Here is a 23,063-nt window from a genome sequence, read left to right as displayed (position 1 = left end):
CCGGCCGCGCCGGGCACCTCAGACGTCGTCGGGACCGGGCCAGAAGTCGAGGGTGTCGACGCCGTGCGGGCCGCGGACCTCGGCCTTGCGGGCGGCAGCGGCGATCGCCTCGTCGTAGCGGTCGAGCAGGACGGCGGCGAGGCGCTCGTCGGGCAGCAGCGGAGCCGTGACCAGGTCGGCACCGGCGCCGTCGAGCTTGTCCCGGAAGTGCCCCGGGGCCAGCAGGTACGCCCCCACCACGACCTGCGAGGCGCCGGCCGCACGCGCCTGCTCGACCGCGTCGGGCACGGGGGGCTGCGCCGCCGACCCGTAGCCGGTGGTCACCGGACCGGCCCAGGTGCGCTGCAGCAGGTCGGCGGTGTTCTCGACGTCGGCGGTGGCCCGCGGGTCGCTCGACCCGGCGGCTGCCACGACGACCGCGGTGGTGGGGTCGGTGGGATCGGCGCCGGCTGCGACCAGCCGGTCGTGCAGCACCTCGGCCAGCCGCAGGTCGGGCCCCAGCGGGCGGGCGGCCAGCGTGCCGGGGTGGGCCTCGACGGCACCGGCGATGTCCACGTGCACGTGGAAGCCGCCCGACAGCAGCACCGGGACGACCACGGCCGGCGTCCGCTGCTCGGCAAGACCCCCGACGACGTCGGCGACGGTCGGTGGCTGGACGTCGACGAACGCGGCCGTGGTGGCCAGGCCCGGCCGCAGGGCGCGGGCGGCGAGGGCCAGCTCGGCGATCAGTCGCCGTCCGGTCGGGTTGCGGGTGCCGTGGGCGCACGCCACGAGCACCGGCGTCGACTGTGCGTTCACCGTCGTCACCGGCCCCGGCCAGCAGCAGCCGGCGCACACTCGGCGTGCCGGGCGGGGGCGGTGCTGGCGGGGGTCACAGGGCCCTCGTGAGACCGCCGTCGACCGGGATCATCGCGCCGGTCACGTAGCCGGCCGCGGGGGAGAGGGCGAACGCGGCGACCGCGCCGAACTCCTGGGGGCGGCCGACGCGACGCAGCGGGATGCCGGCCTCCGTGCGCGACCGCATGCCCTCGGGGTCACCCGAGGCGGCCTCGATGTCGGTGATGCGGTCGGTGGCGATGGTGCCGGGCAGGAGCCCGAACACCCGGATGCCGCGGGGGCCGAGCTCATCGGCCAGGGCCTTGGCGGTCATCGCCAGCCCGGGGCGCAGCGCGTTGGAGATGGCCAGGTGGGGGATGGGCTGGCGCACCGAGGTGGAGAGCACCAGCCCGATGGCTGCGCCCTCGCCGAGCACCGGCACCAGGGCCTTCACCAGCCGGATCGTGCCCAGCAGCACCGAGTCGACGGCGGCGCGCCAGTCGTCCTCGGCCGTGTCCAGCACGCGCCCGGGGGCCGGGCCGCCGACGGAGACCAGGGCCCCGTCGACCCGCCCGAGGTCACGCACCGCCGCTTCGACCAGCTGCCCGGCCGTGTCGGGCGCGGCCAGGTCGGCGGCCAGGCCGTACGCCGCGGGCGCCCCGCCGAGCGAGGCGACCGCGGCGTCGACGGACGCGGCGGTGCGGGAGCTGACCAGCACCCGCGCCCCGTCGTCGACCAGGGCGCGGGCGGTCGCGAACCCCAGCCCCCGGCTCGCGCCGGTGAGCAGGTAGCCGCGACCGCCCAGCCCCAGGTCCACGTCGGATCAGCCCGGACTCAGACCGAGGCGGACCCGCGGAGGGAGCGCAGCACGTACTGCATGATCCCGCCGTTGCGGTAGTAGTTCGCCTCGCCGGGGGTGTCGATGCGCACCCGTGCGTCGAACTCGACGTCACCGGCCTTCACCTTCACCGTGCGCGGCGTGCTGCCGTCGTTGAGCGCGGTGACCCCGGTGATCGTGAACTCCTCGTCGCCGGTGAGGCCCAACGACTCGCGGTTCTGGCCCTCGGGGTACTGCAGCGGGAGCACGCCCATGCCGATGAGGTTCGAGCGGTGGATGCGCTCGTAGCTCTCGGCGATGACGGCCTTCACGCCCAGCAGCGCGGTGCCCTTGGCGGCCCAGTCGCGCGACGAGCCCGAGCCGTACTCCTTGCCGGCCAGCACCACCAGCGGGATGCCCGCGTCGATGTAGGCGCGCGAGGCGTCGTAGATCGTCGTGGTCTCGCCGGTCAGGTGGTTCTTGGTGACGCCGCCCTCGGTGCCGGGCACCAGCTGGTTGCGCAGCCGGATGTTGGCGAAGGTGCCGCGGATCATGACCTCGTGGTTCCCGCGGCGCGAGCCGTAGGAGTTGAAGTCACGACGCTCGATGCCGTGCTCGGAGAGGTACTTGCCGGCGGGGGAGTCGGCCTTGATGGAACCGGCCGGGGAGATGTGGTCGGTGGTCACCGAGTCGCCCAGCACCGCGAGGGTGCGGGCGCCGGTGATGTCCTCGACCGGGGCCGGCTCGGCCGGCATGCCCTCGAAGTACGGGGGCTTGCGCACGTAGGTGCTCTCGGTGTCCCAGTCGAAGGTGTTGCCCTCCGGGGTGGGCAGCGAGCGCCACTGCTCGTCACCGGCGAAGACGTCGGCGTAGTCCTCGACGAACATCTCCTTGGTGATCGACTCGTCGATCGTGCGCTGCACGTCGAGCGGCGAGGGCCAGATGTCGCGCAGGAAGACGTCGTTGCCGTCGTGGTCCTGGCCCAGCGGGTCGTTGTTCAGGTCGACGTCCATCGAGCCGGCCAGCGCGTAGGCGATGACCAGCGGCGGGGAGGCCAGGTAGTTCATCTTGATGTCGGGGTTGATCCGACCCTCGAAGTTGCGGTTGCCCGACAGCACCGAGACGACGGCCAGGTCGGCCTCGTTGACGGCCTTGCTGATCGGCTCGGGCAGGGGACCCGAGTTGCCGATGCAGGTGACGCAGCCGTAGCCGACCAGGTAGAAGCCGAGCTTCTCCAGGTACGGGGTGAGCTCGGCCTTCTCGTAGTAGTCCATGACGACCTTGGACCCCGGCGCCAGCGTGGTCTTCACCCACGGCTTGCTGGTGAGCCCGCGCTCGACGGCGTTCTTGGCCAGCAGCGCCGCGCCGATCATCACCGAGGGGTTCGAGGTGTTGGTGCACGAGGTGATCGAGGCGATCGTGACGTGCCCGTGGTCGACGAAGGTCTCGGTGCCGTCCTCCAGCACGACCTTGGTCGGCTTGGAGGCCCGGCCGGGCACCTTGCTCGGGACGACGACGTGCGGCTCGGCGCCGGCGTTGCCGTTGGAGGCCGACACCGGGTCCGACGCCGGGAAGGTCTCCTCGACGGCCTCGTCGGAGGTCGACGCCGCGGTCGGGGCGTCGTCCGGGTCGCTGTCCCCGTCGCCGGCGTAGGTGGGCAGCACCTCGCGGAAGGCGGCCTTCGCGTCGGTGAGCTGCACGCGGTCCTGCGGGCGCTTCGGGCCGGCGATCGAGGGGACGATCGTGGCCAGGTCGAGCTCGAGGTACTCGGAGAAGGCCGGCTCACGGGAGTCGTCGTGCCACAGGCCCTGGGTCTTGGCGTAGGCCTCGACCAGGGCGACCTGCTCGGCCGAGCGGCCGGTGAGCTCGAGGTAGCGGATCGTCTCGCCGTCGATCGGGAAGATCGCGGCGGTCGAGCCGAACTCGGGGCTCATGTTGCCGATCGTGGCGCGGTTGGCCAGCGGGACGGCGGAGACGCCGGCGCCGTAGAACTCGACGAACTTGCCGACGACGCCGTGCTTGCGCAGCATCTCGGTGATCGTGAGCACCAGGTCGGTCGCGGTGGCGCCGTCGGGCAGCTGGCCGGTGAGCTTGAAGCCGACCACGCGCGGGATGAGCATGGAGACCGGCTGGCCGAGCATGGCGGCCTCGGCCTCGATGCCGCCGACGCCCCAGCCCAGCACGCCCAGGCCGTTGACCATCGTGGTGTGGGAGTCGGTGCCGACGCAGGTGTCGGGGTAGGCCAGCACGCGGTCGCCCTCGGGCCGCGGGAAGACCACGCGGGCCAGGTGCTCGATGTTGACCTGGTGCACGATGCCGGTGCCCGGGGGGACGACCTTGAAGTCGTCGAAGGCGCCCTGGCCCCAGCGGAGGAACTGGTAGCGCTCGCCGTTGCGCTGGTACTCGATCTCGACGTTGCGCTCGAACGACTCGGGGGTGCCGAAGACGTCGGAGATCACGGAGTGGTCGATGACCAGCTCGGCCGGGGCGAGCGGGTTGATCCTCGACGGGTCGCCGCCGAGGTCGGCCATGGCCTCGCGCATGGTGGCCAGGTCGACGATGCAGGGCACGCCGGTGAAGTCCTGCATGACCACGCGGGCCGGGGTGAACTGGATCTCCTGGTCGGGCTCGGCCGACGGGTCCCAGTTCGCCAGCGCCCGGATGTGGTCGGCGGTGATGTCCGCGCCGTCCTCGGTGCGCAGGAGGTTCTCGAGGAGGACCTTCAGGCTGAAGGGCAGCTTCTCCGAGCCCTCCACCGCGTCGAGCCGGAAGATGTCGTACTCGGTGCCGTCGACGTCGAGCGTCGCCCGTGCCCCGAAGCTGTCCTTGCTGGCTGCCACTGTTGCCGCCTCACCCTCGCTGGTTCCGCTCTCGTTGCCACCGATCATCATCCCAGCACCGGCCCGCACGTGCGGCGTTAGGCAACCCTTGCCACGATCTCGTGCCCCAGGTCACGTGTCGGTGCGTCGAACACCCCACGAACGGGCCGTGTACCCCTACGGTGCCTGCCGTGACGACGACGGCGCTGCCCGCCACCGAGGTCGCCGTCCCCGTCGTGCTCCCGGGCCCCCTCCCGGCGCGCGACCGGGGACGGCTGGTGCGTGCGGGCCTGTCCACCGTGCACCTGGCCGCGTTCACCGCCCTGTGCGCGGTGAACGGGCTGCCCACCGACCGGTTGAGCATCCTGCTGTGGGTGCTCTCGGGGCTGGGCTGCCGGTGCGCGGGACGCGGCTGGCGCTCCGGTGTGCGGCTGCTGGCGGACTGGGTGCCGCTGGGCGCGGTGCTGCTGCTCTACGACGCCAGCCGGGGCATCGCGAACACCCTGGGTGCGCCCGTGCACGTCGCCGAGCCGGCGGCGGCCGACGCATGGCTGTTCGGGGCCGTGCCCACGGTCTGGCTGCAGGCCCACCTGACCGCCCCCGGGTGGCTGGCGGTCGCGGTCACGCTGGTCTACAGCTCGCACTTCGTCGTCACCCCGCTGGTGCTCGCGGTCCTCTGGGTGCGCGACCGCGCCCGCTGGGGCCGGTACGCCCGGCTCGTCGTCGCGCTCTCGCTGGCCGGGCTGGCCACCTACGTCCTGTACCCGGCGGCACCCCCGTGGTTGGCCGCCCGGGAGGGCGTCGTCGGTGAGGTGCACCGCACCTCGGGCGACGGGTGGGCCGTGCTCGGTCTCCCCCGGGCGGGCGCGCTGCTGCACGCCGGGCAGGGCCAGGTGAACCCGGTGGCGGCGGTGCCCTCCCTGCACACCGCCTTCGCCGTGCTGATGTGCCTGTTCGCCTACCGGCTTGCGCGCCACCGGTGGCAGCGGGCGCTGCTCGTGGCCTACGCCGTGACCATGCCGCTGGTGCTCGTCTGGTCGGGGGAGCACTACGTCGTCGACACCCTCCTGGGCGCGGTGTACGCCGCCGGGGTCTGCCTGCTGGTGCCGCGGGCGGGCACCGGTGCGCGACGTGTGCAACGGGGGCTGCAACGGCGGCTGCGCCGTCCCGCCGTTAGCGTGACCGCGACCACTCTCCGCGGCTGACCCCCGGGTCGGCCCCGACCTCCCGGAGCCGGCATGCGCGTCCCCTTGACCACCCGCGACTTCATCGACCGTGCCGAGCTGGTCTACGGCGACCGGGTCGGCGTCGTCGACGAGCCCGACCAGCCGGCCCCGTCGCTGGGTGAGCTGAGCTACCGCGACGTGGCCCGCCGCGGGCGGGCGTTGGCCGCGGGGCTGGACCGGCTCGGCGTCGGCGAGGGCGAGCGGGTGGCGGTGGTGAGCCACAACTCGGCCCGGCTGCTGGAGATGCTGCTGTCGGTGCCCTCGCACGGGCGGGTGTGCGTGCCGATCAACTTCCGGCTGGCGGCCGAGGAGGTCCGCTACATCGTCGAGCACTGCGGGGCCTCGGTGCTCATGGTCGACCCCGAGGTCGACGCGGCGCTGTCGGGCGTCACGGCCCCGCACCGGTTCGTGCTGGGCGAGGAGTACGAGCAGCTGCTGGACCACGGGACCGCGCCGCGGGAGTGGGCCGAGCCCGACGAGGACGCCACCGCCACGATCAACTACACCTCGGGGACGACGGCGCGGCCCAAGGGCGTGCAGATCACCCACCGCAACATCTGGATCAACGCGGTGACCTTCGGGCTGCACATGCAGCTGTCCGACCGCGACGCCTACCTGCACACGCTGCCGATGTTCCACTGCAACGGCTGGGGTCTGCTGTACGCCGCCGCGGGTCTGGGTGTGAAGCAGGTGGCGCTGCGCAAGGTCGACGGGCCGGAGATCCTGCGCCGGGTCGAGGAGCACGGGCTCACCTTCGCCGCCGGCGCACCCGCGGTCTGGAACGCCACCCTCGACGCCGCCGCCGAGCTCGACGGCCCGGTGCCCGGTCGCGACCGCATGCGCATCGTGGTGGCCGGTGCGCCGCCGCCCTCGCGCACCATCGCCCGGGTGGAGGCCGAGCTGGGCTGGGAGTTCAACCAGATCTACGGCCTCACCGAGACCTCGCCGCTGCTGACGGTCAACCGGCCGCGTGCCGAGGACGACCACCTCGACCCGCTCGACCGGGCCAAGAACCTGGCCCGCGCCGGGGTCCCCGCGCTCGGGACACGGATCCGGGTCAGCGAGTCCGGTGAGGTCCTGGCCCGGGGCAACACCGTGCTGGAGGGGTACTGGGACAACCCGGAGGCCTCGGCCGAGGCGCTCGAGGGCGGCTGGTTCCACACCGGCGACGGCGGCTCGGTCGACGAGGGCGGGTACTTGACGATCTCCGACCGCAAGAAGGACGTGATCATCACCGGCGGCGAGAACGTGTCCTCGATCGAGGTCGAGGACGCGGTGTTCAGCCACCCCGCCGTGGCCGAGGTCGCCGTGATCGGCGTCCCGGACGAGAAGTGGGGCGAGATGGTCACCGCGCTGGTCGTGCTGGCCGAGGGGCAGACGGTCACCGAGGCCGAGCTGATCGCGCACTGCCGCACCAGGCTCGCCGGCTACAAGCTGCCCAAGAAGGTGGAGTTCCGCGAGGCCATCCCGCGCACGGCCACGGGCAAGATCCAGAAGTTCAAGCTCCGGCAGGACTTCTGGTCGGGCCAGGAACGCCAGGTCAACTGACCCGACCGGGTCTCACCCCCGCGGGTGAGACCCGGTCAAGCCCTCCCTCGACCTGGACGACGGGACACGTGGCACCGCTGTCGTGGCGGTGTCCCGTGAGGTCGAGAGCCCCGCGGTGGACCGCGTGACCCGCGGACCGCCGCGCGGCACGTGGAGGTCCGTGCACCGTGCACCATCAGCAGTCCGCCCGCCGTCGCTGGGCCGCCCGGGCAGGCGGCGTCGCCGTCGCCGTCGCCCTGGCCCTCGGGGTGGCCCCCGGGACCGCCGGCGCCGCGCCGACCAACCCCACCGACAGCCAGCTCGCCGGTGCCGCCTCGGCCCGCGACCAGGCCGCCGCCGCCGTCGGCGCGATCTCCGCGCAGCTGGCGGCCGCCCAGGCCTCGGCCGACGCCGCGCACCAACAGGCCCAGATCGCCCTGCAGGACTACGAGGAGAAGCAGGCCGCCGCCCAGCAGGCGCAGACCGACTCCGCCGCCGCGGTCGCCGCCTCCGACGCCGCCGACGCCGCCCGCGCCCAGGGCCAGGACGCCGTCGACGACTTCGCTCGCAGCAGCTACATGGACGGCACCACCAACCCCGGCATCACGTCGCTGCTCACCTCGGGCAGCCCCAGCGAGTTCGTCGAGCGCGCCGCGCTGCTCGAGGCCGCCGGTGCCGGGCGCTCCGACGTCCTCGACGACCTGACCACGCTGCAGCAGCAGGCCGAGGACGCCCAGACCCAGGCGGCCGCCGCCCTGGACACCGCGACCACCCTGCAGGCCGAGGCCGAGCAGTCCCTGGCCGGCGCGCAGGCGCAGGAGTCCGCGGCCCGGACGCAGGCCGACACGCTGAGCGCCCAGAGCGCGCAGCTGCAGGCCCAGCTCACCGCCGCGCAGCAGACCCTCTACGGGATGCAGGGCGCCCGGCAGGTCGCCGAGCAGCAGGCCGCCGCCGCGCGGGCCGCCGCGGCCACCCCGCCGCGCCCCAGTGGCCCCGTGGTCACCGCCACGCCGCCGACCAACCGCCCGTCCACCGGCTCGTCCGGCTCGTCGGCTTCCTCCGGGTCGTCCGGGTCGTCGGGCGGCTCGGGGTCGGCCGGGAGCTCCGGCGGGACCGCCGGTGCGCCCTCGGCCTCCACGGCCCAGCGCGCCATCAGCGCGGCCCGCACGCAGCTGGGCATCTGGTACTCGTGGGGTGGCGGCGGGGCCAACGGCCCGAGCAACGGCATCGGCGAGGACGCCGGTGTCTGGGGCTTCGACTGCTCCGGGCTCACCGAGTACGCCTACGCCCAGGCCGGCATCCGCATCGGCGGGACCAGCCGTGACCAGTGGTGGAACAACCGCGCCAAGCAGGTCTCGTCGAACTCGCTGCAGCCCGGGGACCTGGTCTTCTGGGGCAACAACCGGTCGGACTACACCTCGATCTTCCACGTCGCCATCTACATCGGGAACGAGCAGATGATCGAGGCGCCGACCAGCGGTCAGCAGGTCAAGGTCAGCTCGATGCGCTACGGCTCCACCTACTTCGGTGCGGTGCGCCCCACCGCCTGACCCGCCGACGACACGAGGGCCGGTACCGCAGCTGCGGTACCGGCCCTCGTCACGTGGGGCGTCGGGCAGCCACGGGGGGAGCTGCCCGACGCGTCGCCCACGGTAGCAGTCCCGGGGGCTGGTGGGACAGCGCCCGGCGGTCGCGGTCGGTCCGGGTGTAGGACACTGGACGACGGGGTCGACGTCGCCCGACACCTGCCCCGCCGCCTCGACCAGGGAGCCACGTGACCAGCGCTGCCAGCAGCTCGCCCGCCCCGACCCCGCAGCACACCCCTCCCGCCACCGACGCGGCGCTGCTCGAGCGGGTGCAGTTCGAGGTCAAGCGGGTGATCGTCGGCCAGGAGCGGCTCGTCGAGCGCATGCTGGTCGGGCTGCTGGCCCGCGGGCACGTGCTGCTCGAGGGCGTGCCGGGCGTCGCGAAGACCCTCGCGGTCGAGACCCTCGCGACGGCGGTCGGCGGCTCGTTCGCCCGCCTGCAGTTCACCCCCGACCTCGTGCCGGCCGACATCATCGGTACCCGCATCTACAAGGCCGGCCAGGACGCCTTCGAGACCGAGCTGGGCCCGGTGTTCGCCAACTTCGTCCTCACCGACGAGATCAACCGCGCCCCGGCCAAGGTGCAGTCGGCGCTGCTGGAGGTCATGGCCGAGCGGCAGGTCTCCATCGGCGGGGTCACCCACCCGCTTCCCGACCCCTTCCTGGTGCTGGCCACGCAGAACCCCATCGAGAGCGAGGGCGTCTACCAGCTCCCCGAGGCCCAGCGCGACCGCTTCCTCATGAAGGTGCTGGTCGACTACCCCAGCCCCGAGGAGGAGCGCGAGATCGTCTACCGCATGGGCGCCAACCCGCCGCACGCGGAGAGGGTAATCGGCCCCGACGACCTCCGCCGGCTGCAGCGCACGGCGTCCGGCGTGTTCGTGCACCACGCGCTCGTGGACTACGTCGTCCGGCTGGTGGTGGCCACCCGCGCCCCGCGCGAGCACGGGATGCCCGACGTCGCGAACTGGGTCACCTACGGCGCCAGCCCGCGCGCGACGCTCGGCCTGGTGTCGGCCAGCCGCGCGCTGGCCCTGGTCCGCGGTCGCGACTACGTGCTGCCCCAGGACGTCCTGGACATCACCGCCGACGTGCTGCGCCACCGGCTCGTGCTCTCCTACGACGCGCTGGCCGACGGCGTGCCGGCCGACCACGTGGTCAAGCGCATCGTGCAGAGCGTGCCGTTGCCGCAGGTGTCGCCCCGGCAGCGGTCCGGCGGCTTCGGCCCCGGCTCGCCCGGCGGCCCGCAGGTGCCGCAGGCACCGTGGGGCATGCAGCAGCAGGGTCCGCAGCAGCAGGGGCCGCAGCTGCAGGGTCCCCAGCCCGCGTGAGCTCCGTCGACCCCGTCCGGTTCGGCGCCGGCGGTGACGCCGCCGTCCTGCTGCGCCGGCTCGAGCTGACCGTCCGGCGGCGGCTGGACGGCCTGCTGCAGGGCGACCACCTCGGCCTGGTGCCCGGGTCGGGCACCGAGGCGGGTGACTCGCGGTCCTACCACCCCGGGGACGACGTCCGCCGCATGGACTGGTTCGCCACCGCCCGCACGCAGACCCCCTACGTCCGCGAGACCATCGCCGACCGCGAGCTCGAGACGTGGGTGGTGCTCGACCTGTCGGCGTCGCTGGACTTCGGCACGGCCGAGTGCGAGAAGCGCGACCTGGCGATCGCCGGGCTGGCCGCGGTCAGCCACCTCACGGTGCGCGACGGCAACCGGCTGGGCGTCGTGGTGACCACGGGTGAGCGGGTCGACCGGTACCCGGCGCTGCCCGGCCGGCTGGCCGCCGACCGCATGCTGCGCCAGGTCGTCGCCACCCCGCGGGCCGAGGGCGGGCGCCGGGGTGACCTCGCCGCGGCCCTGGAGTCGCTGCGCCGTCCGCCGCGGCGGCGCGGCCTGGTCTGCGTCATCTCCGACTTCCTCGGCGACGCCGACTGGGAGAAGCCGCTGCGCGGGCTCTCGGTGCGCCACGAGCTGCTCGCCGTCGAGGTGGTCGATCCGCGCGAGCTCGAGCTGGCCGACGTCGGTCTGCTGACGGTCGTCGACCCCGAGACCGGCCAGACGCTCGAGGTGCCCACCGGCAACGACGAGGTGCGCCGCCGGTTCGCCGCCGGCGCCGCCGCGCAGCGCGAGCAGATCGCCCGCACCCTGCGCCGGGTGGGCGCCGGTCACCTGCGGTTGCGCACCGACCGCGACTGGGTGGCCGACGTCGTCCGGTTCGTGGCCGACCGCCGCCGGGCCGGGGTCGGGGGAGCGGTCCGATGAGCTTGCAGGCCCCGTGGTGGTTGCTCGGCCTGCTCGCCGTCGTGGCGCTGGCCGGGCTGTACGTGGTGCTGCAGCGCCGGCGGGCGAAGTACGCCGCCCGGTTCACCAACGTCGCGATGCTGGGCGGGCTGGTGCCCAAGCGGCCCGGCTGGCGCCGGCACCTGGCCTTCGGCCTCGTCGTCCTCGGCCTCGGTGCGTTCATCCTGTCGCTGGCCCAGCCCTCCACCGAGGTCCGGGTGCCCCGCGAGCGGGCCACCCTGATGCTGGCCCTGGACGTGTCGCTGTCGATGCAGGCGACCGACGTCGAGCCCAGCCGGTTCGAGGCCATGAAGACCGCGGCCAAGGAGTTCGTGCAGATCCTGCCCGCGCGGATCAACCTGGGCCTGGTGTCGTTCTCCGGCACGGCGACCACGCTCGTGCCGCCGACCACCGACCGCGAGCAGGTCAGCGTCGCCATCGACAACCTGCAGCTCAGCGAGGCGACCGCGATCGGCGATGCGATCTTCACGTCGCTCACCGCGATCCAGAACTTCACCGCGACGCTGCAGGACGCCGGCGAGGCCGCGCCGCCGGCCCGCGTCGTGCTGCTCTCGGACGGCTTCAGCACGGTGGGCAAGGACCCCGAGGACGCGATCGCCGCGGCCAACGGGGTGGAGGTCCCGGTGTCGACCATCGCGTTCGGCACCGACTTCGGCACCGTCGAGATCGAGGGCGCCGAGCAGCCCGTGCCGGTGGACCGGGCCACGCTGGAGCAGATCGCCGACGAGACCGGCGGCAGCTACTCCGAGGCGGCCAGCGCGTCGGAGCTCGAGCAGGTCTACGCCGACCTGGGCAGCCAGATCGGCTACACGACCGAACCGCAGGACATCAGCCCCTGGTTCGTGCGCGGCGGCATCCTGTTCGCCTTCCTGGGCGTGGTGCTCTCGCTGCTGTGGACCAACCGGCTGCTCTGAGCAGCGTGGATCAGGTCCCCTGATCGACGTCCGTCCCCCTCCACGAGAGTTGGTGGAGGGGGACGGACCTTCGTGGGGGAGGACGTCAGCGGGCGGGGTCCAGGACCAGCTTCCCGGTGCTGCGGCGTGAGCGGAGGTCCTGGTGGGCCTCGCGGACGGCGGTCATCGGGTACCGCCCGCCGATCACCGGGCGCAGCTCGCCGGCCGCGGTGAGCGCCAGCAGGTCGGTCATGGCCTCGTCGAGCATCTCGGGCCGCGCGGTGCAGTGCGCCAGCCAGAACCCGACGACGGCGCGGCTGGTGCCCATGAGCGACGCCGGGGCCACGGCCGAGGCCGCCTCGCGGGAGGCCATGCCGTAGGCGGCGATGCGGCCGAACGGGGCCAGCGCCGACAGGGCGCCGTCGAAGACCTTCCCGCCGGTCATCTCCAGGACGACGTCCACGCGCTTCCCGCCGTTGGCCTCGCGCAGCGCGGCGGTGAAGGCCTTGGGGTCGTCGTCGGCCAGTGCGGGATCGACGGTGGCGTCGGCCCCGAGCTCCTCGGCCAGCGCCCGCTTCTCGGCCGAGGACGCCGTGGCGATGACCCGGCCGGCGCCCCACCGCTTCGCGAGCTGGATGGCCAGCGTGCCCACACCGCCCGCACCGGCCATCACCACGACCGACTCACCGGCCGCCAGGTGGGTGGAGGTGCGCAGCAGGTGCCAGGCGGTGGTGCCCTGCAGCACCAGCGACAGCGCCTGCTCGTCGGAGACCCCGTCGGGCACGGGCCAGGTCATGCGCGGGTCGGTGGCGACGGTGTCGGCGTAGCCCCCGCCGCCCAGCAGCAGGCCGACGACGCGCTCGCCGCCGTCCACCGGCGTGCCCACGAACTCGGCACCCGGCACGAGCGGCAGCTCCTGCTTGGCGAGGTACGAGTCCTCGACCTGGTGGGTGTCGGCGTAGTTCACCCCCGACGCGGTGACCCGGTACAGCTGCTGGCCGTCGGCCGGGGTGGGGTCGGGGAGGTCGACGACGTCGAGGACCTCGGGGCCGCCGAAGCGGGTGATCTGCACGGCACGCATGCCGCCGAGGCTAGGGCCCGCGGCCGCCGTCCGGTGACGAGGGCGTGGGGCACGGCGTACACCGGCACGAGTACGCAGGTGCGTCGCAGGTGACGCCGCACGGAGGACGACGCACGGCTGCCCGCTCAGCAGGCTGACCGGCATGACCGAACTGCAGACGCCCGTCCGTCCCTCCGTGCCGACCCGCAGGGTGGTGCGAGCGGGCGCAGGGGCCGCCCTCGCCGGGGTCCTCGCGGCCGCGGTCGTCGCCGTCCTGGCCGTGGCGCTGGGGGCGCCGGCCGACGCCGTGCAGCTGCAGCCGGCCAGCTACGTGACGTTCTCCGTGGTGGGTGTCCTGGCAGGGACGGCGGTGTGGTCGTGGGTGGTGCGCCGCTCGCCCCACCCGGCCCGTCTGCTCGCACGGGTGGTGCCGGGCGTGCTGGCGCTGACCGTGGTCCCCGACGTCGGCCTGGCGCTGGTCGGTGCCGCGACCTGGGGCACGGCCGTGGCGCTCGTGGTCATGCACCTCGCCGTCGCGGCCGCAGCCGTCGCCGTGCTGCAGCGGGCGGTCCCGGCGCGGGGATGAGGTTCAGGACCAGTCGCCGTCCTCGGTGCCGAGGTGGTCGCGGCCGAGGGCGGTGACGGGGATGGCCGCCATGCTCGACAGGCCGATCTGCAGCAGGGTGGCGCGGGGGACGCCGGAGCCGCCCAGCGTCGACATGCCCTCGATCAGCGCCACGAAGAAGGCCCCGAGCGCGTCGGCGTCGGCCTCGGCGTCGACCTCCCCGGCGGCCTGGGCCTCGGCGATGCAGGCCGCGTAGTGCGCCTGCATCGCGCCGAACGCCGTGGCGACCGTCGAGGCGACCTCGGCGTCCCGCGCCGCGAGCTCGACGGCGGTGCGGGAGAACAGCGAGGGAGCCGCCTGCGCTCCGCCGTGCTCGACGGCGACCTTGACCAGCTGCGCCCGGATGCGGGTGATCGGGCTGTCCGACCCGTGCCGCACCGCCTCCACGGCGTCGACGGCCTCGGCGGTGTCGCTGAGGAAGGCGCGCATGAAGAGCTCCTTCTTGCCGCCGAAGGCGTTGTAGAGGCTCTGCCGGGCCAGGCCGGTCGCCTCCAGCAGCGCGTCCAGCGAGGTCCCCGCGAAGCCGGTCTCGGCGAAGGCCCGGCGTGCGCGGGCGACGACGTCGGCCTCGTCGAAGGCGCGGGGTCTGGCCATGGTCTCCTCCTGGTCGCGGGTGTCGCCCATCCTGCGGCACGGTGCCTCAGGCGATCGTGGCCCCGCCGTCGACGAGGAGCTCGCTGCCGGTCATGCCCGAGCTCTGGTCGGACACCAGGAACAGCACGGCGGCCGCGACCTCCTCGGGGCGCAGCAAGCGACCGAAGGGCAGACCGGCCGCGATCTGCTCGACCAGGGCGTCGCCCCCGCCGGGGACCAGGCCCTTCAGCCCGGGGGTCTCGGTCGGCCCAGGCACGACGGTGTTGATGCGCACGCCGCGCGGGGCGAGCTCGGCGGCCCAGGTGCGGGTCATGGTGGCGATGGCCGCCTTGGACCCGCCGTAGAGGCCGAAGCCGGGCTCGGTCCCCGATGCGGCGGTGGACCCGGTGACGACGACGGCGGCCCCCTCGACCAGGAAGGGCAGCGCCCCCTGCACGGTGAGGACGGTGCCGCGCACGTTCGTGCCGAAGGCGGTGTCGACGTCCTCGGGGGTGACCTCGGCCAGCGGCTTGAGCTCGCCGACCCCGGCGTTGACGTGCACGGCGTCCAGGCCGGTGCCTCGGGCGGCGACGGCCTCGAACAGCGCGGCCACGTCGGCGGGGTCGGAGGCATCGGCGCGGACGGTGGTCACCGCGTCGCCGAGCTCGGCCGCCACGGCGTCGAGCTGCTCCGGACGCCGTCCGGTGACGACCACGTGGGCGCCCTCGGCGACGAAGCGGCGGACGACGGCCAGGCCGATCCCCGACGTCCCGCCGGTCACGAGGGCGGTCCGGCCGGCCAGTGCTGCACTCATGGTGATCTCCGATCAGGGGTTGTTGACTGAACGGTCCCGAACGTACGCCGATGTGGACCGAACGGTCAAGAACGCGGTGCACCGCTGCGGACCACCGGGAGCGGGGGTCGCGCGGCGCGCGGGAGCAGCCGGGCGACGACGGCGGTCAGCAGGCAGACCGCTGCCCCGAGGACGGCGATCGTGGCGTAGCCGGCGCGCCCGGGCTCGACGGCGCCGCTGGGTGTGGCGGCCGCCAGGACGGTGGCGGCCACCGCGCTGCCGAGCGCGAAGCCCACGTAGCGCAGCACCTGGTTGAGGCTGGTGGCGCTGCCGGTCTCCGACGGGGGCACGGCGGAGATGACCATCGCCGGGAAGGCGGCGAAGGCGGCGCCGACCCCGAGCCCGGCCACGGCCATCACGACGAGCACCTGCCACAGGTCCGGGGGCAGGAGGCCGAACAGCACGAAGGCCCCGGCCTGCACCACGGCCGCGACGGGGAGGACCGCGGAGCTGCGGCCACGGTCGGAGAGCACCCGGGCGAGCCGGCCACCCAGCACGCTGGCCGCGGAGAACGGCAGCAGGGCCAGGCCGGCGACCAGGACGGACTGGCCCAGACCGGGGCCGCCGGCCCGCGGGGACTGCACGAGCACGGGGACCGTGACGAGCAGCAGGTAGTTCGACAGCCCGACGAGCAGCGCCGCGGAGTGGGCGGTGGCGGCGGTGCGCCCACGGGCGAGGCGCAGGTCGACCAGGGGCGCCGGCGTCCGCAGTTCCCACCGGGCCCAGCACGCCAGCACCACGAGGGACCCGACGATCAGCCCCCAGGTGCGCACCGACGTCCAGCCCCACGCCTCGGCCTCGCCGAGGCCGAGGAGCACGCCGGCCAACCCGGCGCCCAGCAGCAGGGCGCCGACGACGTCCAGGGAGCGCGTGGTCGACGTACGCGAGCGCGGCAGCACCGCCGCCGAGGCCACCAGCGCGGCCGCGCTCACGGCGGCGCCGGCCCAGAAGGCGGCGTGGACGCCGCCGAGCTCGGCGACGAGACCGGCGAGCGGGTAGCCGACCCCCAGTCCGGCGACCACGGTGATGGACAGCGCGGCCACCGTGGCACGCGAGCGCTCACCCTCGAGCGCCTCCCGCGCCGTGGCCATCGCCAGCGGCGTCAGGCCGAGCCCGACCCCCTGCAGACCGCGGCCGGCGACCAGCCACCCCAGGCCCAGCGGCAGGGCCGCCAGCACCCCGCCGACGGTGACCACGCCCAGGACGACGAGCACGACCGTGCGCCGGTGCGGGCCGTCGCCCAGGCGGCCGACCACGGGGGTGGCGACCGCCCCGACCAGGAGGGTCACCGTGAGCGCCCACTGGGCGTCGGGCAGCGTCGCCCCGGTCGAGGCGGCGATCGCCGGGACCAGCGGCGCCCCGAGGCTGCTGATGACCGCGACGACGGTGCCCACGAAGACCAGGACCGGAACCAGGGCGCGGGGTGGGGCAGTCGTGGTCACGGTCCCAGGCTCGCAGGTCGTTGCAGGCACCAAGCGGTCCGGGCCGCGTGGCCCGAGCCGGTAACCTCGCCCCCCGTGCCTGCGCCCGAGGAGCTCCTGCCCACCGCCACCCGCATTGCCGAGGCGCTGCTCGAGGTGCAGCAGCGGGTCAACGACCGGGTCGACGCCACGCACGCCGAGCTGCTGCCCGCTGTCCAGGCGGCCCTGGGCATCGCACCGGGTGACGCCGTGGACCCCGGCGACCTGGTCGACCAGCGGATCACCGGCGCCAGCGCCGTCGTCACCCCGGCCGCGGTCGCCGCACTGGTCCCGCTGACGGCGGCGTCGGCCGCCACGACGAGAGCCGGACGGCGGGCGGTGGGCGACGTCGTCCGCGGGGCCGACGACCGGCTGGCCGTCATCGCCGGCCCCTGCTCGATCCACGACCCGGTGGCCGCGCTGGAGTACGCGCAGTTCCTGGCCGCGATGCGCGAGCGGCACGGCGCGGACCTCGAGATCGTCATGCGCACCTACACCGAGAAGCCGCGCACCGAGGTCGACTGGAAGGGCTTCGCCTACGACCCGTTCCTCGACGGGTCCAGCCGGATCAGCGTCGGCCTGGTCGCCACCCGCATGCTCATGGCCGAGATCACCGGGCTCGGCGTCCCGGTCGCGGCCGAGCCGCTGAACGCGCTCACGCCGCAGTACGTCGACGGCCTGGTCACCTACAACGGCGTCGGTGCCCGCAACGTCACCGACCAGACCGCCCGTGAGCGCGTCTCGGGCTTCTCCTCCGTGGTCGGGTTCAAGAACTCGCCCGAGGGCAGCATCGACGTCGCCGTCTCGGCGATCATCTCGGCGCGGTCCGGCCACGACTTCCTCGGCGTCGACCGGCACGGGGTGTCCGCGCAGCTGGGCACGACCGGCAACGACACCGGGCACGTCATCCTGCGCGGGGACGCCCAGGGCCCGAACTACTCCGCCGCGCACGTCGCCGACACCAAGCGCCGGCTGGCCGCCCGCGGGCTGCCCGAGGTGCTGGTCGTCGACGCCTCGCACGGGAACAGCCAGAAGGACCACCTGCGCCAGATCCAGGTGGTGCGCGACCTGGCCGGGCAGATCGCCGGCGGCGAGCAGGGCATCCGCGGGGTGATGGTCGAGAGCAACCTGGTCGCCGGCCGTCAGGACCTCGACCGGACGGCGCCCGGCGCCCTCGCCTACGGCCAGAGCGTCACCGACGCCTGCGTCGACCTGCCCACCACCGAAGCGCTGCTGGCCGAGCTCGCCGAGGCGTCCCGCACCCGCCGCGCCGGCTGAGTCGCGCTCCCCCCACGGGTGGAGCCCGGTCGGCACCGCAGGTGGATGTGCGCGACGCCGGCGGCGGCGAGGCTCGGGTCATGACCGACCACCGCGGGTCCCCGTGACCACCAGCTGGCTGATCGCGCACAGCTGGACGACGACGGCGGGCCTGGTCGCCCTGCTCGTGCTCGGCCCACCGCTGGCCGCCTGGCTGGCCGGGCGACCCCGCACCGCCCGGCGGCTCGCGCTGCTCGCAGCGGTGCCCGTGGTGGTCCTCACGCTGGCCCCGGCCTGGCCGACCGACGGCGGGGTGCGCTGTGCCGTCGCGACCGGGTGGCCCGACCTCGGTGCCGTCGAGCCGCTGGCCAACGTGCTGCTGTTCGCCGTCCCGGTGCTGGTGGCGACCGCCGCGTGGCGCCGGCCCGTCGTCGCCGCGGTCGGTGCGTCGGTGCTGTCGGCGGCGATCGAGCTGGTGCAGGCGGTCGTCCCGCTGCTCGGGCGGGCCTGCGACACAGGTGACTGGGTCGCCAACTCCACCGGCGCGGTGCTGGGCGCCGTGCTGGGCTGGCTCGCGCTCACAGCTGCGGGGCGCGGTACGGGTCGTGCTCGGCGAGCATCCGCTCCAGCCGGGCCTCGTCGATCCGCGACAGCACGGTCGAGCCCTCCTGCGCGTCGCGGATGACCTTCGCGAGCGTGAACGACGAGGTGATGACGAACAGGCCGGTCATGCCGAGGAACAGGCGCTGCCAGACGTCCAGCGGCAGGTAGGCGATCCCGATCATCAGGCCCACTGCGCTCACCCCGAACGCGATCGCGGCCTGGGCGAAGAAGGCGGCGGTGTTCTTGTTCTTCATCGGGTTCGTGCTCATCACGTCGTCCTCCGTGGGTACGCCGGACGCCGGGTGCGTCCGCCCCGACCACGGTGCCCGGCGCGGTGGCGCCGCCCATCCGTAGCGCTACCTGACCGCGGGCGCGTACTCCCCACCGGCCCGGGTAGGTGGCGAGGGCCCCAGCCAGCGGGCAGCCCACGTCGACCGACCTCCCGGAGGACCTACCGTGCCCGCTCTCACCACCCTGACCGGGGCGGCCACCGCCGCCTACTCGATGGCCCTGGTCGCGAAGCCCGAGATCCTGCAGCGACCCTCCGGCCTGTCGCGCAACCAGGACAACCGCACGCTCACCCGCCTCGTCGGGGTCCGGGACACCGCCATCGGGCTGGCCATGGTGCTCGCCCCGGCCGGTGCGCCGCGACGGGCCGCCGTGGGCGCCCGGGTGGCCAGCGACTGGGGTGACGCCGCCGTGCTCGGGGTGGCCCTGCGCGGCCGGGACACCCAGGCCAAGGTCGTGGGCTTCGCCGCGTTCTGGGGCGCGGTGTGCCTGGCGGCCCTCAGGTTCGACGAGCGCTGAGCAACCGCGCGACGGCGGGGGACCGGCGCACCGGGACCACCCGGCCCCGCCGTTCCGCCGCGTCGAGGTGGTCGAGCAGCAGGTCGAGCGCGGCGGGCGACAGGGACGTGACCGAACCGGCGTCGACGGCGTCCACCACGTGCGGTTCACGGCCGTAGCGGGCGTGGAAGGCGGCGACCACCTCGGCGGTGACCTCACCGGCCAGGCACAGCTCTCCGCGGCCGGAGGTGTTCACCAGCTGCACCGCGCCGCGCACGCCCATCGCCCCAGTCTGCCGGCTACCGGCGAGTAGCCCATCCGCCCGCCGGAACCGTCGGTGGGCACGACTAGGTTCCCTCCTTGACGGAGGCCGGACGAGCACGGGAGTGGCAGTGGGCAGATCGGTGCTGGTGACCGGTGGCAACCGGGGGATCGGGTTGGCCATCGCCCGCTCGTTCGCGCAGGCGGGCGACAGCGTGGCGGTCACCCACCGCGGCAGCGGGGCGCCCGACGGCCTGTTCGGCGTGCGCTGCGACGTCACCTCGAGCGAGGACGTCGACGCCGCCTTCACCGCGGTCGAGGAGCACCAGGGCCCGGTCGAGGTGCTGGTCAGCAACGCCGGCATCACCCGCGACGGCCTGCTGATGCGCATGAGCGAGGACGCGTTCACCGACGTCGTCGACGCCAACCTCACCGCCGCCTACCGGGTGGCCAAGCGGGCCAGCGCGAAGATGGTGCGCGCCCGGTCGGGGCGCATGGTCTTCGTGTCCAGCGTGGTCGGGCTGCTCGGCTCGGCCGGCCAGGTGAACTACGCGGCGTCGAAGTCGGGGCTGGTCGGCCTGGCCCGCTCGATCGCCCGCGAGCTGGGTGGGCGCGGCATCACCGCGAACGTGGTGGCCCCCGGCTTCGTGGCCACCGACATGACCGCCGAGCTGCCCGAGAAGCGCCAGCAGGAGATCCTCGGCCAGGTGCCGCTGGGCCGGCTGGCCGAGGCCGACGAGATCGCGAGCGTCGTGCGCTTCCTGGCCAGCGAGCAGGCGGGGTACATCACCGGGGCCGTCGTCCCGGTCGACGGCGGACTGGGAATGGGGCACTGAGCATGGGCATCCTCGAGGGCAAGACGGTCCTGATCGCAGGCGTGCTGACCGAGGCGTCGATCGCCTTCTCGGCGGCGCGCATCGCGCAGGAGCAGGGCGCCACGGTGATCCTGTCGAACTTCGGCCGGGCGCTCAGCCTGTGCCAGCGCATCGCGAAGCGGCTCCCGCAGGAGGCCGCGGTGGTCGAGCTCGACGTCACCAACACCGAGCACCTGGCCACGCTGGCCGACCGGCTGCGCGAGGTCATGCCCGAGGGTGCCCAGCTCGACGGTGTCGTGCACTCCATCGGGTTCGCCCCGCAGGAGGCCATGGGCGAGGGCTTCCCCGAGGTCGCGTGGGAGCACGCCGCCACCGCGTTCCAGGTCTCCACGTGGTCGCTGGCGTCGCTGACGCAGGCCTGCCGCCCGCTGTTCGGCGAGCGGGCCTCGGTCGTGGGGCTCACCTTCGACGCCACCGTCGCCTGGCCGGTCTACGGCTGGATGGGGGCGGCCAAGGCCGCGCTGGAGTCCACCTCCCGCTACCTGGCCCGCGAGCTGGGCCCCGACGGCGTCCGGGTGAACCTGGTCGCCGCCGGCCCGCTGCGCACGATGGCGATGAAGTCGATCCCGGGCAGCTCGCAGTTCGAGGAGGCCTGGGAGGCCAAGGCCCCGCTGGGCTGGTCGGTCACCGACACCGAGCCCTCGGGCAAGGCCATCGTGGCGCTGCTGAGCGAGTGGTTCCCCGCGACCACGGGTGAGATCGTGCACGTGGACGGCGGGTTCCACGCCGTCGGGGTATGACTGGGCGGTGACCGAACAGCTCCTGCCCGCACGACCCGCCCACCCGCTGCCCGACGGGGTGTCGATCACCCCCGAGGGGCAGCGTCCTGACGCCGAGCCCTCGCTGGCCGCCCGCAACAACGGCGGCGTCGTCCCGGGCGCCGAGCCGGCCCCGGCCGGGCGGCGCGAGGCTCTGCTCGTGCTCGGCTTCGGCGGTCCCGAGGGCCACGAGCAGGTCATGCCGTTCCTGGAGAACGTCACCCGTGGCCGGGGCATCCCGCGCGAGCGCCTGGAGTCGGTGGCCGAGCACTACCACCACTTCGACGGCGTCAGCCCGATCAACGAGCAGAACAAGGCGCTGGTGGCGGCCCTGCGCGGCGCGGGCGTCGACCTGCCCGTGTACTGGGGCAACCGCAACTGGGCGCCCTACGTCGAGGACGTCTGGCGCGAGATGGCCGACGACGGCATCGAGCACGCCTACGTGCTCGCCACGTCGGCCTACGCCTCGTTCTCCGGCTGCCGGCAGTACCACGAGGACGTCGCCCGGGCCCGCGTCGCGCTCGAGTCCGACCCCGACGGCCCCACCGGCCCGACGGCGGAGAAGCTGCCGCACTACTTCGACGCCGAGGGCTTCGTGAAGGCCAACGCCGACGCGCTCGCCGCCGCCCTGGCTGAGCTGCCCGCCGACCTGCGCGACGGCGCGCGACTGGTCGCCACCGCGCACAGCATCCCGAACGCCATGGCCGACGTCGCCGGGCCGCAGGGCCACACCTACGAGCGCGAGCTCGAGACGGCCGCGCGGCTGACCGTCGACCGCGTGGCGCCGGGACGGTCGTTCGACCTGGTGTGGCAGTCGCGGTCGGGCCCGCCGTCGGTGCCGTGGCTCGAGCCCGACGTCAACGACCACCTGCAGGCGCTGTCCGCCGCGGGGGAGAAGGCGGTCGTGGTCTTCCCGGTGGGGTTCATCTCCGACCACCTCGAGGTGATCTGGGACCTCGACAACGAGGCGAAGGAGACCGCGGAGGAGCTCGGGCTCGCCTTCGCCCGGGCGGCGACGGCGGGCACCCACCCGGCGTTCGTGCGCTCGCTGGTCGAGCTGCTCGCCGAGCGCCGGGCCGGGGGCGAGCCGCGGCTGGGCACCAACTGCCCGGCCAGCTGCTGCTTCGTCCAGCGCCCCGCAGGGCGCCCCGACGCCGCCCGGCCGTCCGCCGGCTGACCCACCCGCCAGGCGGTGGGGCGGCTAGCGGGGGAGCCAGTTCCAGACGGCGGTGGTGGCCTCACGGACGGCGTCGCCGAGCGGGCGCAGGGCGTCCTCCCGCGCGGCCATCTGACCCGCGGTGACGGCGGCTCCGGGGGAGTCCGCCAGCGCCAGGTCGAGCACGGTGGCCAGCCGGCGGGCGCGGGTGAGCACCGAGACCGCCACCGGGTCGGTGTCGGGCGGGAGGCCCGGGTCCTCGGCGCGGCCGGCCAGCCCGGCGAGCAGCGCGGGGACCTCGGGGTGCCAGCGGGCCAGGTCCAGCCCGGCCAGGGTGCGGGCGGCGTCGCCGACGGCCAGGTCGAGCCGGCCGGACAAGGCGCGCAGGGTGCCCTCGACCGGCGGCGGGGCCAGGCAGCCGGCGGGCAGGTCGAGCGCCGTCCACTGCACCGTCTCGGTGGTCGCGGCAGACGGGAGCAGGACCAGCGAGTCGCCCACGACGGCCTGGCCCGCCTCGACGGCGTCGGCGGCCAGCCCGGGCAGCGGCGGCAGGCCGTGCACGTCGCCGGGCACCGGCAGCACGAGGCGCAGGCGGCGCTCGCCGCGGCCGCGCAGCGACGTCAGCACCTCACCCAGGGGTCGGGGGGCGCCGGGGCCGAGCACCACGTGCGCCCGCTCGCCGGTCACCGCCTCGAGGGCGTCGTCGTAGGGCACCCGGCCACCCAGCCAGGCGGTGGACCAGGCGGCCAGGCGTCCAGCGGGGTCACCGGCGGCGCGGCGGGTCCTGAGATCGGGCACCCGGTCGAGGGTAGGCGG

23 protein-coding genes are annotated in these 23,063 nt (G+C 74.5%); 13 read left to right on the top strand and 10 right to left on the bottom strand.

What is annotated here, in order from left to right:
* Positions 1-18: 18 nt before the first annotated feature.
* The 3 genes from BLP29_RS16340 to BLP29_RS16330 all read right to left on the bottom strand — a co-directional run bounded on the left by BLP29_RS16340 (position 19) and on the right by BLP29_RS16330 (position 4,473).
* On the bottom strand, positions 19-798 hold the full coding sequence (locus BLP29_RS16340) for a sirohydrochlorin chelatase (RefSeq protein ID WP_165839409.1): 780 nt from the start codon (positions 796-798) through the stop codon (positions 19-21).
* 73 nt (positions 799-871) lie between these two features.
* A complete protein-coding gene (locus tag BLP29_RS16335; protein WP_092806373.1) occupies positions 872-1,633 on the bottom strand; it encodes an SDR family oxidoreductase in 762 nt (253 codons plus the stop codon).
* 17 nt (positions 1,634-1,650) lie between these two features.
* Positions 1,651-4,473, bottom strand: a complete 2,823-nt coding sequence (locus BLP29_RS16330; protein ID WP_279385456.1) for an aconitate hydratase — start codon at positions 4,471-4,473, stop codon at positions 1,651-1,653.
* Positions 4,474-4,643: 170 nt separating this feature from the next.
* Between BLP29_RS16330 and BLP29_RS16325 the strand changes: the two genes are divergently transcribed.
* The 6 genes from BLP29_RS16325 to BLP29_RS16300 all read left to right on the top strand — a co-directional run bounded on the left by BLP29_RS16325 (position 4,644) and on the right by BLP29_RS16300 (position 12,001).
* Positions 4,644-5,657, top strand: coding sequence for a phosphatase PAP2 family protein (locus BLP29_RS16325; RefSeq protein ID WP_243470030.1), 1,014 nt, complete (start codon positions 4,644-4,646; stop codon positions 5,655-5,657).
* A gap of 33 nt (positions 5,658-5,690) precedes the next feature.
* Positions 5,691-7,226 (top strand): AMP-binding protein, encoded by a 1,536-nt coding sequence (locus BLP29_RS16320; RefSeq protein ID WP_092806371.1) that lies wholly within the window; start codon positions 5,691-5,693, stop codon positions 7,224-7,226.
* A gap of 167 nt (positions 7,227-7,393) precedes the next feature.
* Positions 7,394-8,755, top strand: a complete 1,362-nt coding sequence (locus BLP29_RS16315; RefSeq protein ID WP_243470029.1) for a C40 family peptidase — start codon at positions 7,394-7,396, stop codon at positions 8,753-8,755.
* A gap of 224 nt (positions 8,756-8,979) precedes the next feature.
* On the top strand, positions 8,980-10,122 hold the full coding sequence (locus tag BLP29_RS16310) for an AAA family ATPase (protein WP_092806369.1): 1,143 nt from the start codon (positions 8,980-8,982) through the stop codon (positions 10,120-10,122).
* Positions 10,119-11,048, top strand: a complete 930-nt coding sequence (locus BLP29_RS16305) for a DUF58 domain-containing protein (RefSeq protein ID WP_092806367.1) — start codon at positions 10,119-10,121, stop codon at positions 11,046-11,048. Before BLP29_RS16310 ends, BLP29_RS16305 begins: the two co-directional genes overlap by 4 nt.
* Positions 11,045-12,001: a VWA domain-containing protein gene (locus BLP29_RS16300; protein WP_092806365.1), complete on the top strand. Its 957-nt coding sequence runs from the start codon at positions 11,045-11,047 to the stop codon at positions 11,999-12,001. The genes BLP29_RS16305 and BLP29_RS16300 overlap by 4 nt, the downstream gene beginning before the upstream one ends.
* An 85-nt stretch (positions 12,002-12,086) precedes the next feature.
* Here the strand turns inward: BLP29_RS16300 and BLP29_RS16295 are convergent, their stop codons facing one another.
* The gene (locus BLP29_RS16295) at positions 12,087-13,061 is read right to left on the bottom strand and encodes a quinone oxidoreductase family protein (RefSeq protein WP_092806363.1); all 975 of its coding nucleotides are present in this window, start codon (positions 13,059-13,061) and stop codon (positions 12,087-12,089) included.
* A gap of 142 nt (positions 13,062-13,203) precedes the next feature.
* Between BLP29_RS16295 and BLP29_RS16290 the strand changes: the two genes are divergently transcribed.
* On the top strand, positions 13,204-13,626 hold the full coding sequence (locus tag BLP29_RS16290) for a DUF6069 family protein (protein WP_092806361.1): 423 nt from the start codon (positions 13,204-13,206) through the stop codon (positions 13,624-13,626).
* Positions 13,627-13,629: 3 nt separating this feature from the next.
* On the opposite strand, the gene BLP29_RS16285 is transcribed toward BLP29_RS16290, so the two are convergent.
* The 3 genes from BLP29_RS16285 to BLP29_RS16275 all read right to left on the bottom strand — a co-directional run bounded on the left by BLP29_RS16285 (position 13,630) and on the right by BLP29_RS16275 (position 16,533).
* Entirely contained in the window at positions 13,630-14,289 is a 660-nt protein-coding gene (locus tag BLP29_RS16285; RefSeq protein WP_092806359.1) for a TetR/AcrR family transcriptional regulator, read from the bottom strand.
* Between the two features lie 16 nt (positions 14,290-14,305).
* A complete protein-coding gene (locus BLP29_RS16280) occupies positions 14,306-15,052 on the bottom strand; it encodes an SDR family NAD(P)-dependent oxidoreductase (RefSeq protein WP_092806357.1) in 747 nt (248 codons plus the stop codon).
* 65 nt (positions 15,053-15,117) lie between these two features.
* Complete coding sequence (locus tag BLP29_RS16275) at positions 15,118-16,533, bottom strand: MFS transporter (RefSeq protein ID WP_092806355.1); 1,416 nt, start codon at positions 16,531-16,533, stop codon at positions 15,118-15,120.
* Positions 16,534-16,608: 75 nt separating this feature from the next.
* Between BLP29_RS16275 and BLP29_RS16270 the strand changes: the two genes are divergently transcribed.
* Together BLP29_RS16270 and BLP29_RS16265 are read left to right on the top strand one after the other, a co-directional pair.
* On the top strand, positions 16,609-17,829 hold the full coding sequence (locus BLP29_RS16270) for a 3-deoxy-7-phosphoheptulonate synthase (protein WP_207798539.1): 1,221 nt from the start codon (positions 16,609-16,611) through the stop codon (positions 17,827-17,829).
* Between the two features lie 103 nt (positions 17,830-17,932).
* Positions 17,933-18,493, top strand: coding sequence for a VanZ family protein (locus BLP29_RS16265; RefSeq protein WP_092806353.1), 561 nt, complete (start codon positions 17,933-17,935; stop codon positions 18,491-18,493).
* Here the strand turns inward: BLP29_RS16265 and BLP29_RS16260 are convergent.
* Entirely contained in the window at positions 18,387-18,680 is a 294-nt protein-coding gene (locus BLP29_RS16260; RefSeq protein ID WP_092806351.1) for a YiaA/YiaB family inner membrane protein, read from the bottom strand. The genes BLP29_RS16265 and BLP29_RS16260 overlap by 107 nt on opposite strands.
* A 187-nt stretch (positions 18,681-18,867) precedes the next feature.
* On the opposite strand from BLP29_RS16260, the gene BLP29_RS16255 reads away from it, so the two are divergent.
* Complete coding sequence (locus tag BLP29_RS16255) at positions 18,868-19,218, top strand: hypothetical protein (RefSeq protein WP_092806349.1); 351 nt, start codon at positions 18,868-18,870, stop codon at positions 19,216-19,218.
* Here the strand turns inward: BLP29_RS16255 and BLP29_RS16250 are convergent.
* Positions 19,199-19,480 (bottom strand): hypothetical protein, encoded by a 282-nt coding sequence (locus BLP29_RS16250; protein ID WP_092806347.1) that lies wholly within the window; start codon positions 19,478-19,480, stop codon positions 19,199-19,201. The genes BLP29_RS16255 and BLP29_RS16250 overlap by 20 nt on opposite strands.
* A gap of 109 nt (positions 19,481-19,589) precedes the next feature.
* On the opposite strand from BLP29_RS16250, the gene fabG reads away from it, so the two are divergent.
* Genes fabG through BLP29_RS16235 form a run of 3 tightly spaced genes read left to right on the top strand, consistent with a single transcriptional unit; the run spans position 19,590 to position 22,268 of the window.
* On the top strand, positions 19,590-20,294 hold the full coding sequence (gene fabG / locus BLP29_RS16245; RefSeq protein ID WP_092806345.1) for a beta-ketoacyl-ACP reductase: 705 nt from the start codon (positions 19,590-19,592) through the stop codon (positions 20,292-20,294).
* 2 nt (positions 20,295-20,296) lie between these two features.
* Positions 20,297-21,073 carry an enoyl-ACP reductase FabI gene (fabI, locus tag BLP29_RS16240; protein WP_165839408.1) on the top strand — a complete coding sequence of 259 codons (777 nt, stop codon included), beginning with the start codon at positions 20,297-20,299 and terminating at the stop codon, positions 21,071-21,073.
* A gap of 7 nt (positions 21,074-21,080) precedes the next feature.
* Positions 21,081-22,268: a ferrochelatase gene (locus BLP29_RS16235; protein WP_243470028.1), complete on the top strand. Its 1,188-nt coding sequence runs from the start codon at positions 21,081-21,083 to the stop codon at positions 22,266-22,268.
* Positions 22,269-22,292: 24 nt separating this feature from the next.
* Here BLP29_RS16235 and BLP29_RS16230 read toward each other — a convergent pair whose 3' ends face one another.
* On the bottom strand, positions 22,293-23,045 hold the full coding sequence (locus BLP29_RS16230) for a hypothetical protein (RefSeq protein WP_092806341.1): 753 nt from the start codon (positions 23,043-23,045) through the stop codon (positions 22,293-22,295).
* Between the last annotated feature and the right edge of the window lie 18 nt (positions 23,046-23,063).

The organism is Klenkia marina (assembly GCF_900101025.1).
Taxonomy (GTDB): Bacteria; Actinomycetota; Actinomycetes; order Mycobacteriales; family Geodermatophilaceae; genus Klenkia; species Klenkia marina.
The sequence above is the reverse complement of the archived record's forward strand: the minus strand, read 5'-3'. Positions and strand labels throughout refer to the sequence as shown.

What these genes read in the sequence shown, in the direction of transcription:
- BLP29_RS16285 (WP_092806359.1), bottom strand. Translation starts at nt 14,289, where the DNA reads ATGGGCGACACCCGCGACCAGGAGGAGACCATGGCCAGACCCCGCGCC.
- BLP29_RS16320 (WP_092806371.1), top strand. Translation starts at nt 5,691, where the DNA reads ATGCGCGTCCCCTTGACCACCCGCGACTTCATCGACCGTGCCGAGCTG.
- BLP29_RS16290 (WP_092806361.1), top strand. Translation starts at nt 13,204, where the DNA reads ATGACCGAACTGCAGACGCCCGTCCGTCCCTCCGTGCCGACCCGCAGG.
- fabI (WP_165839408.1), top strand. Translation starts at nt 20,297, where the DNA reads ATGGGCATCCTCGAGGGCAAGACGGTCCTGATCGCAGGCGTGCTGACC.
- BLP29_RS16295 (WP_092806363.1), bottom strand. Translation starts at nt 13,061, where the DNA reads ATGCGTGCCGTGCAGATCACCCGCTTCGGCGGCCCCGAGGTCCTCGAC.
- BLP29_RS16250 (WP_092806347.1), bottom strand. Translation starts at nt 19,480, where the DNA reads ATGGGCGTGCGCGGCGCGGTGCAGCTGGTGAACACCTCCGGCCGCGGA.
- BLP29_RS16260 (WP_092806351.1), bottom strand. Translation starts at nt 18,680, where the DNA reads ATGAGCACGAACCCGATGAAGAACAAGAACACCGCCGCCTTCTTCGCC.
- BLP29_RS16300 (WP_092806365.1), top strand. Translation starts at nt 11,045, where the DNA reads ATGAGCTTGCAGGCCCCGTGGTGGTTGCTCGGCCTGCTCGCCGTCGTG.
- BLP29_RS16280 (WP_092806357.1), bottom strand. Translation starts at nt 15,052, where the DNA reads ATGAGTGCAGCACTGGCCGGCCGGACCGCCCTCGTGACCGGCGGGACG.